Origin of the sequence: Megasphaera jansseni (assembly GCF_047974155.1) — a bacterium.
GTDB lineage: Bacteria > Bacillota > Negativicutes > Veillonellales > Megasphaeraceae > Megasphaera.
Window position 1 is genome coordinate 1 of record NZ_JBHYRR010000005.1, and the last position, 14,178, is coordinate 14,178.

A 14,178-nucleotide genomic window follows, 5' to 3' on the forward strand; every position below is an offset into this window, starting at 1 on the left:
TAATCCCATACGACAAACGATGAACGACCTACGATCAACGTAAAAAGAGGCTGTCTTAATGCGACAGCCTCTTTTTGTAATGGCAAACAACCTCTCAGTCAGCTACGCTGCCAGCTCCCCTATAAAGGGAGCCTTAAGCCTCTCCTGATAGGAGAGGTGGCCCATAGGGCCGGAGAGGTTGCCTTTTGCCGCCCCTGGGACGGCCCCTACGGATGCGGTCCTTGGGACTGCGACGGCCGGCGAACTGCGGCCGGCGTTTTTAAAAATGGAAGGTTACGCCGGCGCCGACGCCATGTTCGTTGTCGCCGTCTTCGGGCATGTAGTTATGGTAATTGACGTTCAGGCCCCAGCCGAAGGCGATGTTGTAATTGAGGCCAGCCTGGGCTTCGGCGAAGTGCGAGCCCTTGACGTAGGTCGCATAGGGCTGGAGGCCGAGGATGTGTGGTGCGGCGACGCCGATGCCGCCGTAGAAGGATGTCGAGCTCGACTGATTGTCAATATTATTGCGCCAGCCGCCGAGGAGCTGGACTTTCGAGCCGATGACGTTGTATTTGGCGTAGATGTCGTTCTGGTTGCCGTACTGGTCGCGGTCGGCCCGTTTATAGCCGATCGTCGTCCGCGGCAGGACTTTGGCTTCAGCGTACTGTTCTTTCGTGCCGACGCCGAGGCTGACACCGGCTTCGGGCAGGACAGACAGGGCAAAGGCCTGGGGCAGGGCGAGGGCCGTGCAGGCCAGTAAGGCGAAGGTCAGTTTCTTTAACATGTGAATCGCTCCTTTACGAAAAAAATCATTTCAATTCCAATCCGACCGGGCAGTGGTCGCTGCCGGTGATATCGGTATAGATGGCGGCTTTTTCCAGGCGGTCATCGAGGTCCTGCGTGGTCAGGAAGTAGTCGATGCGCCATCCGGCGTTGTTTTGACGGGCTTTGAAGCGGTAGCTCCACCACGAATAGATGCCGGTCACGTCGGGGTAGAAGTAGCGCCACGTATCGGTGAAGCCCGACGCCAGGAGGTCGGTCATCTTCTGCCGTTCTTCGTCGGAGAAGCCGGCGTTCTTATGATTGGTCTTGGGGTTCTTGAGGTCGATTTCTTCGTGGGCTACGTTGAGGTCGCCGCAGACGATGACCGGCTTGTCCTGGTGCAGGCTGAGCAGGTACTGGCGGAAGTCGTCTTCCCATTTCATGCGGTACGGCAGGCGGGCCAGCTCGCTCTGGGAATTGGGCGTATAGCAGGTCACGAAGTAGTATTCCGGGAATTCCAGGGTGATCAGGCGCCCTTCGTGGTCGTGCTCGTCGATGCCCATGCCGTAGCGGACGGACAGGGGAGACAGGCGGGTGAAGATGGCCGTGCCGCTGTAGCCTTTGCGGTCGGCGTAGTTCCAGTATTGTTCATAGCCCGGCAGGTCCAGGTCGATCTGGCCGGCCTGGAGTTTCGTTTCCTGCAGGCAGAAGACGTCGGCATCGAGGGCCTGGAAGGTATCCATGAAACCTTTCTTCATGGCCGCCCGCAGGCCGTTGACGTTCCAGGAAATAAATTTTGTCATGTAAATCACCTTTCTTCCTTATATATCTAGGATATTGATACATTTTTTGTTATAATGAATATAAACTATAACAATGATGACGTACAGCCATGGAATAGCGTGTATGGAATCACGCATACTCGTCCTTATTGTATAAAATCGCTGTGCGATTGTCAAAATAATGAAGCAGGTGATAGTATGGCAGTACATGAATTGGCAGGTACCAAAGTAAGAAAAGAAGATTACATTGATTTGAAAGCCATCGCTGCGGCATATCATACGACGCATCCCGATGTCTCGGATCCTCATCAGCAGGTCCGTTTCGGCACGTCCGGCCATCGTGGCCAGGCCGGCAACGGCAGCTTTACTCAGGACCACGTAGCGGCCATTACCCAGGCCGTCTGCAACTTCCGCAAACAGTTCGGTGCCGAAGGGCCGTTGTTCGTCGGCGAAGATACCCATTACTTGTCGAAACTGGCTTATGAAACGGTCTTGTCCGTCCTGGCAGCCAATGGCGTCACGGCGTACGTCGACAGCGTTGGCGATTTCGTGCCGACTCCGTCTGTCTCGCGGGCCATCCTGCGCTATAACAGCCATCGTGAAAACCGCTTGGCTGACGGCCTGATCATCACGCCGTCCCATAATCCTCCGGAACACGGCGGCATCAAGTACAATCCCATCACCGGCGGCCCGGCCGGATCGGATATCACCAAGGCTATCGAAACGGAAGCCAACCGCCTCCTGGCCGGCCACAATGAAGGCGTCCAGATGATGGCTTATGACCAGGCCAAGGACAGCGCCTTCGTCGTCCCGTATGATTACAAGGGCCTCTACGTGGCCGAATTGGACTCCATCATCGACATGGACGCCATCCGCGACGCCAAGCTGCGCATCCTGGTCAATGCCCTGGGCGGGTCGGGCATGAATTACTGGCATCAGATTTCCGAGGTGTACCACCTGGACCTGGATTTCGTCAACGATACGTATGACCCGCAGTTCACCTTCATGAATTATGACCACGACGGCAAAGTCCGCATGGACTGCTCGTCGGCTTACGTCATGTCGGCCGTCACCGGCCAGGCTTCGGATTACAACCTCATCCTGGCCAATGACCCGGACTACGACCGCTTCGGCATCGTCTCCGGCGCAGAAGGCATGATTTCGGCCAATGCCTTTTTGACCGTCGCTGCCCATTACCTCATGACACACCGCAATTTCGAAGGCCTGGGCATCGCCAAGACCGTCGTTACGACGGATATGCTCGCCCGGGCGGCCAAGCTCCTGGACATCCCGCTCTATGAAGTCCCGGTCGGCTTCAAGTATTTCGGGCCCCTCTATACGGATGGCAAGATCGCCTTTTCCGGCGAAGAAAGTGCCGGCGGCTCGTTCATCGCCAAAGACCGCAGCGTCTGGACGACCGATAAGGACGGCATGATCATGTGCCTGTTGGCTGCTGAAATCCGCGCCGTCACGGGCAAGTCGCCCATTGAATATTACAACGACCTCTGCGAAAAACTGGGACGCCCCTATACCATGCGCAGCGATGCGCCGGCAACGCTGGAGGAAAAAGCCAAAATCAGCGCCCTCACCGAAGCCGACGTCACGGAAAAGACCCTGTGCGGCAGCCCGATTACGGCCGTCCTCTCCAAGTCCCCGTACGGTGATTTCGCCATCGGCGGCGTCAAGATCACGACCGACGACGGCTGGGTCGCCGCCCGCCCATCCGGCACAGAAGACCTGTACAAATTATACGCCGAAAGCTTCGTCTCGCCCGACCAGGCCGGCAAGCTCCTGGAAGAAGGCAAGGCCCTCATCAGCAAGGCGTTGAATAAATAGGGCCCTATATATGGCAGTTTGTCGGCAATTCTATCATTTCGTATGCAGACAGTGGAATTCAGTACGCTACCTGTGCTATAATAGGGAAGCATGGAATTTAATAACGAAAAGGAGTGGACAGCTGTGAAAGTTGTAATCACCGTAGTTGGCGTGGACCGCACCGGTATCATCGCCGCCGTCAGCCAGATCATGGCAGAAAATAAAGTCAACATCTTGACAATCAATCAGGTCATTTTAGATGGTATTTTCAATATGGCCATGATCGTAGATATGGATAATTCCGACATCACCTTAGATACCTTACAGGATTTGCTCAAACAGAAGGGCGATGCCCTCGGCGTTGAAATCCGGGCGCAGAACCAGGCTATTTTTGATGCAATGCATCGTGTAGGCTAAGGAGAAATGATATGCTGACAATCCAAGACGTACTTGAAACGAATCAGATGATTCAGAAGAACAACCTTGACGTCCGCACCATTACCATGGGCATCAGCCTCCTCGACTGCTGTGCCAGCGACGGCAAGACGTTGTGCAACAATATTTACGATAAGATTACGAAATACGGTGAACACTTAGTCGAAACGGGGGAAGCCATTTCCCGCGAATACGGCGTGCCCATCATCAATAAGCGCGTATCCGTGACGCCTATCAGCCTCGTTGCCGGCGCCAGCGACCTGACGAGTTACGTCGACATCGCCCGGACCCTCGATAAGGCAGCCAAGGAAATCGGCATCAACTTCATCGGCGGTTTCTCGGCCCTCGTCGAACGGGGCATGAGCAAGGGCGATCGCATCCTCATCGATTCCATCGCCGAAAGCCTGGCCGTAACCGACCTCGTCTGCAGTTCTGTCGCCGTCAGCTCGACGAAAGCCGGCATCAACATGGACGCTGTTGCTGAAATGGGCCGCGTCTTCAAGGACCTGGCAGAACGGACGAAAGACCAGGATGCCTTAGGCTGTGCCAAACTCGTCGTCTTCTCCAATGCCGTCGAAGACAACCCCTTCATGGCCGGTGCCTTCCACGGTGTCACCAATGGCGACTCGTGCATCAGCGTCGGTGTCAGCGGCCCGGGCGTCGTCAAAGTCGCTCTGGAACAGGTAAAAGGCCAGCCCTTTGACGTCGTCGCCGAAACCATCAAGAAGACGGCCTTCAAGATCACCCGCGTCGGCCAGCTCGTCGCCATGGAAGCGTCGAAGCGCCTCAACATGCCCTTTGGCATCATCGACCTGTCCCTGGCTCCGACACCGGCTGTCGGCGACAGCGTCGCCTCGATTTTGGAAGAAATGGGCCTGGAAAGCTGTGGTGCCTGCGGTACGACGGCAGCCCTGGCGCTCCTCAACGACGCTGTTAAGAAGGGCGGCCTCATGGCTTCGTCCCGCGTCGGCGGCCTGTCCGGGGCCTTCATCCCGGTCAGCGAAGACAAGGGCATGCTCGAAGCCGTCGGCCGCGGCAGCCTGAGCCTGGAAAAACTGGAAGCCATGACCTGTGTCTGCTCGGTCGGCCTCGACATGATCGCCATCCCCGGCAATACGCCGGCATCGACCATTTCGGCCATCATTGCCGACGAAGCGGCTATCGGTATGATCAACAACAAGACGACAGCTGTCCGCGTCATCCCCGTACCGGGTAAGGACGTCGGCGACAATGTTGAATTCGGCGGCCTCCTCGGCCATTGCCCGATCATCAATGTCAATAAATACAAGTCAGATGAATTCATCGCCCGCGGCGGCCGTATCCCGGCGCCCATGCGGAGTCTGACGAACTGATAGATTAATGGAAAGTAGGCGTGTGTTGTGCTCCAATATGTTGTACCCTTTGTTATCGCATTAGTCGTTTCCTATCTCCTGACGCCGAGCGTCAAGAAACTCGCCATCAAGATCGGCGCCGTGGACCGGCCCAATGCCAGAAAGGTACATACTCATGTCATCCCGCGGCTCGGCGGGCTGGCAATCTATATCGGCTTCATGGCAGCCGTCTTGTTCTGCGTGCCTTTGCAGCATGAACTGGTCGGGATGCTCCTGGGCTGCACGGCGATCGTCGCCGTCGGCATCTGGGACGACATCTGCAATATCCCGGCCAAGGTCAAGCTCGTCGGCCAGATCCTGGCCGCCTGCATCCCCATTGCCTTTGGCATCCAGATCGAATGGCTGACCAATCCTTTTGGTGATATCATCGTCCTGCCGGAAATCATTGCCATTCCCGTGACGATTTTCTGGATCATCGGCTTCACCAATACGGTGAACCTCATCGATGGCCTCGACGGCCTGGCAGCCGGTGTCGCATTCATCGCATCCATTTCGATGTTCCTCCTGGCCTATAACCTGAACCAGTTCCTGCCGGCCCTGGTCATCGTCTCCATGGCAGGGGCCGCCCTGGGCTTCTTGCAGTACAATTTCAACCCGGCCAAGATATTCATGGGCGATACGGGTAGTATGCTCCTCGGGTATACCCTGTCCGTCGCCGCCGTGCTGGGCCTGGTCAAGACGGCAGCCACCGTGGCTCTCGTCGTGCCCATCATCGCCCTGGGCCTGCCGATCCTCGATACGATGTTTGCTATCATCCGCCGCAAGATGAGCGGCGTCCCCATCTTCCAGCCTGATAAGGGCCACCTGCATCATCGCCTGCTGGCCCTGGGCATGACACAGAAGCAAGCCGTATTAATAATGTATTTTGTCAGCATGATTCTCGGCATCGTAGCCCTCTTTGTAGCCAACGTGAGCTATAAGACGGGTATCGTGACTGTCCTGGTCGTTCTTGCCGTCATCATTTATTCGGCAAAACGCATTGGCATATTGCGCAAATCAACGACCGATTCTACCCACAAACAGTAGTGGGTGGAATCGGTTGTCTTATAAGGAGGTTTTTTTATTATGATCAAGGTAATGACTGTATTCGGTACGCGGCCGGAAGCCATCAAGATGGCGCCTGTCGTACTGGAATTACAGAAACATGCCGACCAGATCCAGACCATCGTCGCCGTTACGGCCCAGCATCGGCAGATGCTCGACCAGGTACTGGATCTCTTCCAGATTACACCGGACTATGACCTGGACATCATGTCCCAGGGCCAGACACTATATGACATCACGACCAAGTCCCTTATGGGCCTGAAAGATGTCCTGGCCAAGGAAAAGCCCGACCTGGTCCTGGTCCATGGCGACACGACGACGACTTTTGCCGGTGCCCTGGCATCGTACTACCAGCAGGTCCCGGTAGGCCACGTCGAAGCCGGTCTGCGGACAGGGGACATCTATTCGCCCTTCCCGGAAGAAATGAACCGCAAACTGACCGGTGCCATCGCCGCCATCCACTTTGCACCGACAGCCACGGCCAAGGCTAATCTGCTCAAGGAAAATGTGAATCCTTCTCATATCTATGTGACGGGGAATACCGTCATCGACGCGTTGATGACGACTGTCGCCGGCGACTATGACTTCGGCGACGACCTGAAATCCGTCGATTTCAAGAACCACCGGGTCATCCTCCTGACGACGCACCGCCGGGAAAACCTGGGCGAACCGATGCGCCACATCTATAAAGCCCTGCGCCGCATCATCGAAGAGATCCCCGATACGGAAATCGTCTTTCCCGTCCACCGCAATCCGCTGGTGCGCAAAGTCGTCGAAGAGGAACTGGCCGGCGTCGACCGCATCCACCTCATCGACCCCATGGAATATGAACCTTTTGCCAATCTCATGAGCCTGAGCAGCCTGGTCCTCACCGACTCCGGCGGCATCCAGGAAGAAGCACCGTCCCTGGGCAAACCGGTCCTGGTCCTGCGCAATACGACGGAACGGCCGGAAGCCGTCGAAGCCGGCACGGTACGCCTCATCGGCACCGACAAGGACGTCGTCTATGCCGAAACGAAGCGCCTCCTGACGGATCAGTCCGCCTACGACGCCATGAGCAACGCCGTCAATCCCTACGGCGACGGCAAGGCTTCGCAGCGCATCGTCCAGGCCATCCTCCACGTCTTTGCCGGGGAAGGGGACGTTCCAGCTGACTTCAGCCGCTAGAAATTATCTATGGCTATAATGAGAATTGTTTTTAGCTATAGTTGTATTTTTCTTAAAATTTATATTGCTTTTCCAGATTTTCCGTGCTAAAATAAGCGAATAATCGTTGCTGGCAGTATATATATACTATGCCTGACGGTTATGGAAAACTGCCATCGCCCGAGCAGGAGTGTATGTAGTATGAGACATCATGATGATTCTCACGATGACAAATTAAATCACATGAAGCTTTGGGATATTGTCGTCATAGCCGGTTCCTTAGGCCTGTCTCTCTTCGTCTGCATCTGTGTCGGCGTCGCCATAGGGCGCTTCATCGATGTCCATGCCGGGACGTCGCCGTGGGGGCTGATCCTCTTTTCCCTCATCGGTGCCATCTCCGGGTTCTGGACCTTATATAAGAAGGCATTGTCCTATCAGCAGGACGAGGCGCATCATGGCCGGCATCTGCGCAAGTGAATGTCACGGAGGATAGCCTATGGAAGCATTTTATGCCTATGTCAAGGCAACTATATACAAGCTCATTGGTTTTACGTGTATCGTCACAGTCGTCCTTTTTCTGGGAGGCTGGTGGCAGTACATAAGTGGCTGGTGTATCGGCAGCGGCTTGAACATCGTTTATTTCTTCATGCTCAGCAGCCGTTCGGTACGGGCCTTAAAATTGCCGCCCGGGCAGGCGGCGTCATTCATCCGCGGCGGTGCCGTGTTCCGGCTGGTCTTCATCTGCCTGGCCGTCATCGTCATCCTGCAGTTCCCGTCCATTTCCCTGGGGGCTGCCGTGGCCGGTATCTTTTCGTACCGCGTCATCGTCTTTGCAGATGTACTGACTGCACGTCTCAGACGGTAAAGGAAAGGAGGTATTGCGTATGGAATTACATGCAGGGCATCATATGGTCGTCCAGCTCCTGGGTCTGAATGTCAACCTGGATACGCTCATGATGACCTGGCTGGTCGCAGCCCTGGTCATCATCGTCACTGTCGCTGCGACAAGGGGCCGGTCCCTTGTCCCGTCAGGACTTCAGAACGCCATGGAAATCGTCATCGAAGCACTGCTCGATCAGTTCCGGGAAACCTTGGGGCCGAAATACGGCCAGGTCGTCTCGGTCCTGCTGACGATGTTCCTGTTCATCCTCTTCGCCAACGAATTGGGCATGCTGCCGAATCCGCACGTCCTGGCTTCGCCGACGAACGACTTGAATACGACTGTCGCCCTGGCACTGGTTTCTTCCTTTATGGTCCATTTCATGGCCTTGAAGAACCAGGGGTTCAAAAAGCATTTCAAGCACTTCTTCAAGCCCTTCGCGCCGTTTGTCATCATCAATCTGATGGAAGAAATCACCAAGCCTTTGACCTTGGCCTTCCGTCTCTTTGGTAACATCCTGGCTGGGGAAATCCTCTTGGAAGTCCTGTACTTCCTCGTGCCTGTCGCTGTCCCGATGATCTGGCTGCTCTTCAGTTTCGTCATCGGCCTCATCCAGGCATTCATCTTCACCATTCTGACTACATCGTATCTGGCACCGTCCTTTACGGAAGACTAAGAAAGCTCAGATACCGTTACAACTTAGGAGGTTATTTACTATGGAAAAAGCTCTCGTATTGGCATTATCTGCATTTGGTGCATGCTTAGGTATTGGTTTGGCAGCTCTCGGCGCTGCTATCGGTGACGGCCATGCCGCATCGAAGATGCTCGAAGGTACGGCCCGCCAGCCGGAAATGGGCGGCAAACTCCTGGTCAACATGCTTATCTCCATCGGCCTGATCGAATCCATGCCGATTATCGCAGCTGTCATCGCTATCGTATTGGTCTTCGCCAATCCGTTCGTCAGCCTGCTCTAATCCGAAGATTCTAATATACAGCCGGGGAGGGAAGTACATTGGTTAGTATTAATGGTACCTTGCTGTTCCAGTTCATCAACTTCTTCGTGTTAGTTGCCATTCTGGCAAAGTTCGCTTATAAACCGCTGCTCAAAGTCCTCGAAGACCGCCGCAACAAGATTGCCTCGGACCTCGATAACGCAGCCAAAGCCCGGGAAACGGCAGAAAAGATGAAAGCTGATTATGAAGCTCAGATCCGCGACGCCCGTGCCGAAGCCCAGGCCATTGTCGACAAAGCTGTCAAACAGGCCGACAAAGAAGCCCAGGCCCAGCTGGAAGCCATCCGCGCCCAGATTGCCCGGGAAAAACAGATCGCCCAGACGGAAATCGCCAACGAACGGGAAGCGGCTATCCGGGAAATGCGTAATGAAGTAGTCACACTGTCGATGGCTGTGGCAGAAAAACTGCTCCAGAAAAACATGGATCCTGACATGAACGCCAAACTGGTAGCCGATTGCATCGACCAGCTCCAGACGCACCGCGTAAAGGGGAACTGATCTTATGATACCCGAAACGATCTATAGCAAATACAGCCAGGCGATGTTCGACATTGCCAGCGAACAGAAGAAGCTTACTGAGTTCGGAACAGAACTGAAAGGCGTACGGGATACGTTCCAGGAAAATCCCGATTTATGGAAATTCCTGAATCATCCCCTCGTACCGCCGCAGTCTAAGAAAGACACACTTGCAAAGATATTCAAAGACAGCGTTTCGCCGATCGTCCTGCAATTCATGTACGTCATGATCGACCGGCGCCGTGAAGCGGCCCTGCTGCTGGCCATCGACGGGTTCATCGATTTGGCCCGCAAGGCACAGCACATCGAAGTGGCCAAGATCCGCGTCGTCAAACCGCTGTCCAAGAAAGAAGAAACGAAACTGGTTGCCAGCCTGGAAGCTATGACGGGTCAGCACATCGAACCGCTGTACTACGTCGACCCGTCGCTCATCGGCGGCATGGTCATCCAGATCGGCGACAAATTAATAGACGGCAGCCTCCGGCGGCAGCTGCGCGATATGCAGCATAAACTGCTCCAGGCTGACGTGACGAATGGGGTGACGGACGAATAATGAAAATGAAGCCAGAAGAAATAACGGCTATAATCAAGAAACAAATCGAAGATTATAATGTGGAAATGAACGTCGACGATGTCGGCACCGTTCTGGAAGTCGGGGACGGCATTGCCCACATTTACGGTTTGGACAAAGCCATGTCCGGGGAATTGCTGGAACTGCCGCACGGCGTTTACGGCATGGCCCTGAACCTGGAAGAAGACAACGTCGGCGCCGTATTGCTCGGTGATGACGCCCTCATCAAAGAAGGCGACACGGTCCGCCGTACAGGCCGCGTCATGCGTGTGCCCGTAGGCGAAGCCATGGTCGGCCGCGTTGTCAACCCCTTGGGGATGCCTATTGATGGCAAAGGGGAAATCAAGACCAAAGATTCACGCCTCATCGAAGTCAAAGCCTTTGGGATTGCTGACCGCCAGCCGGTCAAAGTACCGCTCCAGACAGGCCTCAAGGCTATCGACTCCATGGTCCCTATCGGCCGTGGCCAGCGTGAACTCATCATCGGTGACCGTGGCACCGGCAAGACGGCCATCGCCATCGATACCATCCTGAATCAGAAGGACACTGGCGTCATCTGCGTCTACGTCGCTATCGGCCAGAAGGCTTCGACCGTTGCCCGTGTCGTCCGGACCCTGGAAGAACACGGCGCTATGGCCTATACTATCGTCGTCGCTGCTACCGCTTCCGACGGCGCACCGCTCCAGTACCTGGCTCCGTATTCCGGCGTTTCCATGGCTGAATACTTCATGCTCCAGGGCAAGGACTGCCTCTGCGTCTACGATGACTTGTCCAAACATGCGCAGGCATACCGCGCCATGAGTCTGCTCCTCCGCCGTCCGCCAGGACGTGAAGCTTATCCGGGCGACGTATTCTACTTACATTCCCGTCTTCTCGAACGAGCTGCTAAATTGTCCGACGACCTCGGCGGCGGTTCGATTACGGCCCTGCCGATCATCGAAACCCTGGCCGGTGACTTGTCGGCGTATATCCCGACCAACGTCATTTCCATCACAGACGGCCAGATCTTCCTGGAAACGGAAGCCTTCAACTCCGGGATCCGCCCGGCTATCAACGTCGGCCTCTCCGTTTCCCGTGTCGGTGGTTCGGCTCAGATCAAGGCCATGAAGAAAATCGCCGGTACGCTCCGCCTGAACCTGGCCCAGTACCGCGAACTGGCCGCTTTCGCCCAGTTCGGTTCCGACCTCGATAAGAGCACGAAAGCCCAGATCGACGCCGGCGAACGGACGATGCAGCTCCTCATCCAGCCGCAGTATCAGCCGATGCCTGTCGAAGACCAGGTCATGCAGATTTACCTGGCCGTCAAGAACTACCTCATGCCGGTACAGGTTGAAGAAGTCTCCCAGTTTGCGGATGGCTTCATCAAGTTCATGCACAGCAACTATCCCGAAGTCGGCGAAAGCATCAAGTCGACGAAGGAACTCGGCAAAGACGCAGAAGCTACGCTGCAAAAGGCTATCGCTGAATACACCAAGCAGTACGGCGCTTCTCACGAACTGATCAAAGAGGAGGAATAAGCTATGCCGAGTGCACGCGAAATAAACAGACGTATTAAATCCGTCACCAATACCCAGCAGATCACTAAGGCCATGAAGATGGTTTCCTCCGTACGACTGCGCCGTGCACAGGATCGGGCCGTGGCTACCGCCCCGTATACCGAAAAGATGGAAGGCATGCTGCAGCGCCTGTCTGCGGCTTCGCCCGATGCGGGCAACCCCTTGTTCACGCCTCATGATTCGGTCAAGAAGACGTGCTACATCATCATCGGTTCGGACAAAGGGCTGGCCGGTGCTTTCAATTCCAATGTCAACAAGGCCATCGTGTCGGTCCTCAAGGACAAGCCCCGCGACGCATCGATGCTCCTCGTCGCAGGCCGCAAGCCCATCGAGTACCTCAAGCACCTGCGCCTGGTGCCGGAAAAGAAGTGGGCCGGTTTTTCCGACAAGCCCCAGTTCAGCCATGCCCAGCAGATAGCCCACTTGGCGACGCAGAAGTTCCTCGATGGCGAAGTCGACGAAGTCTACGTCATTTATACGCACTTCAAGTCGGCCCTGTCCCAGGACACGCGCATCGTCAAGATGCTGCCCATTACCCAGAAGGAAGGCCAGCAGGAAGGGGGACCGCGGGAAGAATACCTCTTCGCGCCGGATCCCAAGCTCGTCCTCGACGCCTTGCTGCCGCAGTATCTGGATCTGTTCATTTACAACAGCCTCCTTCAGTCCGCTGCCAGTGAACTCGGTGCCCGTATGACGGCCATGACGTCGGCTACGGACAACGCAGGCGAACTGATCGACAAATTGACTGTTACCTACAATAAAGTCCGTCAGGCTGGTATCACCAACGAACTGACGGAAATTGTCAGCGGCGCCAACGCTTTGCAGTAAGCCGCCTGGCGATCATTCTGAAAGAGAGGAGTACCTCTTCATGAGTAATAATATTGGGAAAGTAGTCCAGGTCATCGGCCCGGTCGTCGACGTGCGGTTTGCCTCGGAAGCAGACTTGCCCGCCATCTACAACGCCATCCATATCACCGGTGGCGAAGGCGACCAGAAGATCGACCTGGTTGTAGAAGTCATGCAGCATTTGGGCGACGACGTCGTCCGCTGCGTTGCCATGGACTCGACGGACGGCCTCGTCCGCGGCATGGCAGCTGAAAATACGGGCGGCCCCATCAAGGTCCCCGTCGGCAAAGGTGTCCTGGGCCGTATCTTCAACGTCCTCGGCCAGACCGTCGACAAAGTCGATGCCAAAGTCGAAGCCGATGATTATTGGCCGATCCACCGTCCGGTCCCGAAATTCCAGGACCAGGCGACGGAAACGGAAATCTTTGAAACGGGGATCAAAGTCGTCGACCTCATCTGCCCTTATGCCAAAGGCGGCAAAATCGGCCTCTTCGGCGGCGCTGGTGTCGGCAAGACCGTCCTCATCATGGAACTCATCCATAACGTCGCTACCGGCCACGGCGGCTATTCCGTCTTCACCGGCGTCGGTGAACGTACGCGTGAAGGCAATGACCTTTGGAACGAAATGAAAGAATCCGGCGTCATCGACAAGACGGCCCTCGTCTATGGCCAGATGAACGAACCGCCTGGAGCCCGTATGCGCGTCGGCCTGACCGGGCTGACCATGGCAGAATACTTCCGCGATAAAGAACACAAGGACGTATTACTGTTCATCGACAACATCTTCCGTTTCATCCAGGCCGGCTCCGAAGTTTCGGCACTGCTCGGCCGTATCCCGTCGGCTGTTGGTTACCAGCCGACCCTGGGCACCGACGTCGGCGCCCTGCAGGAACGTATTACGTCGACCAAAGACGGGTCCATCACATCGGTCCAGGCTGTCTATGTCCCGGCCGATGACTTGACTGACCCGGCTCCGGCTGCTACCTTCGCCCATTTGGACGCCACGACCGTCCTGGCCCGTGAAATCGCCGAACTGGGCATCTACCCGGCCGTCGATCCTCTCGATTCGACGTCGCGTATCCTCGACCCGCACGTCATCGGCGATGACCATTACAACACGGCCCGTGCCGTCCAGGAAATCCTCCAGAAGTACAAAGACCTGCAGGATATCATTGCCATCCTGGGTATCGATGAACTGTCCGAAGAAGATAAGCTGACCGTTGCCCGTGCCCGTAAGGTACAGCGTTTCCTCAGCCAGCCGTTCGCCGTCGCTGAACAGTTCACCGGTCAGAAAGGCCGCTATGTACCGCTGAAAGAAACCATCGAAGGCTTCAAGGAAATCTTGTCCGGCAAATGCGATGACATGCCTGAACAGGCATTCTACATGGTCGGCAATATCGACGAAGCATACGAAAAGGCCAAGACACTGAAAGGGGAATAGTC

At 55.7% G+C, this 14,178-nt stretch carries 16 protein-coding genes; 14 read left to right on the top strand and 2 right to left on the bottom strand.

The window, feature by feature from the left end; genetic code table 11:
• Positions 1-259: 259 nt before the first annotated feature.
• Together ACE418_RS02775 and ACE418_RS02780 are read right to left on the bottom strand one after the other, a co-directional pair.
• A complete protein-coding gene (locus ACE418_RS02775; protein ID WP_416449168.1) occupies positions 260-763 on the bottom strand; it encodes a hypothetical protein in 504 nt (167 codons plus the stop codon).
• A 25-nt stretch (positions 764-788) separates the two neighbouring features.
• Complete coding sequence (locus ACE418_RS02780) at positions 789-1,544, bottom strand: exodeoxyribonuclease III (RefSeq protein WP_416449169.1); 756 nt, start codon at positions 1,542-1,544, stop codon at positions 789-791.
• 177 nt (positions 1,545-1,721) lie between these two features.
• Here ACE418_RS02780 and ACE418_RS02785 point away from each other — a divergent pair, with 177 nt between their 5' ends.
• The 14 genes from ACE418_RS02785 (at position 1,722) to atpD (ending at position 14,176) form a co-directional block, all read left to right on the top strand.
• Positions 1,722-3,359, top strand: a complete 1,638-nt coding sequence (locus ACE418_RS02785) for an alpha-D-glucose phosphate-specific phosphoglucomutase (RefSeq protein ID WP_416449170.1) — start codon at positions 1,722-1,724, stop codon at positions 3,357-3,359.
• Between the two features lie 123 nt (positions 3,360-3,482).
• Positions 3,483-3,755 carry an ACT domain-containing protein gene (locus ACE418_RS02790; protein ID WP_014016854.1) on the top strand — a complete coding sequence of 91 codons (273 nt, stop codon included), beginning with the start codon at positions 3,483-3,485 and terminating at the stop codon, positions 3,753-3,755.
• 11 nt (positions 3,756-3,766) lie between these two features.
• Positions 3,767-5,125, top strand: a complete 1,359-nt coding sequence (locus ACE418_RS02795) for a PFL family protein (protein ID WP_416449171.1) — start codon at positions 3,767-3,769, stop codon at positions 5,123-5,125.
• A 27-nt stretch (positions 5,126-5,152) separates the two neighbouring features.
• Positions 5,153-6,190, top strand: coding sequence for a glycosyltransferase family 4 protein (locus tag ACE418_RS02800; RefSeq protein ID WP_298590592.1), 1,038 nt, complete (start codon positions 5,153-5,155; stop codon positions 6,188-6,190).
• 39 nt (positions 6,191-6,229) lie between these two features.
• Complete coding sequence (wecB, locus tag ACE418_RS02805) at positions 6,230-7,375, top strand: non-hydrolyzing UDP-N-acetylglucosamine 2-epimerase (protein WP_416449172.1); 1,146 nt, start codon at positions 6,230-6,232, stop codon at positions 7,373-7,375.
• Positions 7,376-7,555: 180 nt separating this feature from the next.
• Positions 7,556-7,831: an AtpZ/AtpI family protein gene (locus ACE418_RS02810; RefSeq protein WP_416449174.1), complete on the top strand. Its 276-nt coding sequence runs from the start codon at positions 7,556-7,558 to the stop codon at positions 7,829-7,831.
• A 19-nt stretch (positions 7,832-7,850) separates the two neighbouring features.
• Complete coding sequence (locus tag ACE418_RS02815) at positions 7,851-8,219, top strand: ATP synthase subunit I (RefSeq protein ID WP_416449175.1); 369 nt, start codon at positions 7,851-7,853, stop codon at positions 8,217-8,219.
• A 19-nt stretch (positions 8,220-8,238) separates the two neighbouring features.
• Positions 8,239-8,910, top strand: coding sequence for a F0F1 ATP synthase subunit A (gene atpB, locus ACE418_RS02820; RefSeq protein WP_296916208.1), 672 nt, complete (start codon positions 8,239-8,241; stop codon positions 8,908-8,910).
• A 40-nt stretch (positions 8,911-8,950) separates the two neighbouring features.
• A complete protein-coding gene (gene atpE / locus ACE418_RS02825; RefSeq protein ID WP_014016847.1) occupies positions 8,951-9,208 on the top strand; it encodes a F0F1 ATP synthase subunit C in 258 nt (85 codons plus the stop codon).
• Positions 9,209-9,246: 38 nt separating this feature from the next.
• Positions 9,247-9,744 carry a F0F1 ATP synthase subunit B gene (gene atpF / locus ACE418_RS02830; protein WP_014016846.1) on the top strand — a complete coding sequence of 166 codons (498 nt, stop codon included), beginning with the start codon at positions 9,247-9,249 and terminating at the stop codon, positions 9,742-9,744.
• A gap of 4 nt (positions 9,745-9,748) precedes the next feature.
• A complete protein-coding gene (gene atpH, locus ACE418_RS02835; protein ID WP_416449177.1) occupies positions 9,749-10,315 on the top strand; it encodes an ATP synthase F1 subunit delta in 567 nt (188 codons plus the stop codon).
• Entirely contained in the window at positions 10,315-11,850 is a 1,536-nt protein-coding gene (gene atpA / locus ACE418_RS02840) for a F0F1 ATP synthase subunit alpha (protein WP_416449178.1), read from the top strand. Before atpH ends, atpA begins: the two co-directional genes overlap by 1 nt.
• A gap of 3 nt (positions 11,851-11,853) precedes the next feature.
• Positions 11,854-12,717, top strand: coding sequence for an ATP synthase F1 subunit gamma (gene atpG, locus ACE418_RS02845; RefSeq protein WP_416449179.1), 864 nt, complete (start codon positions 11,854-11,856; stop codon positions 12,715-12,717).
• A 40-nt stretch (positions 12,718-12,757) separates the two neighbouring features.
• Positions 12,758-14,176: a F0F1 ATP synthase subunit beta gene (gene atpD, locus ACE418_RS02850; RefSeq protein ID WP_298590608.1), complete on the top strand. Its 1,419-nt coding sequence runs from the start codon at positions 12,758-12,760 to the stop codon at positions 14,174-14,176.
• Positions 14,177-14,178 lie beyond the last annotated feature (2 nt).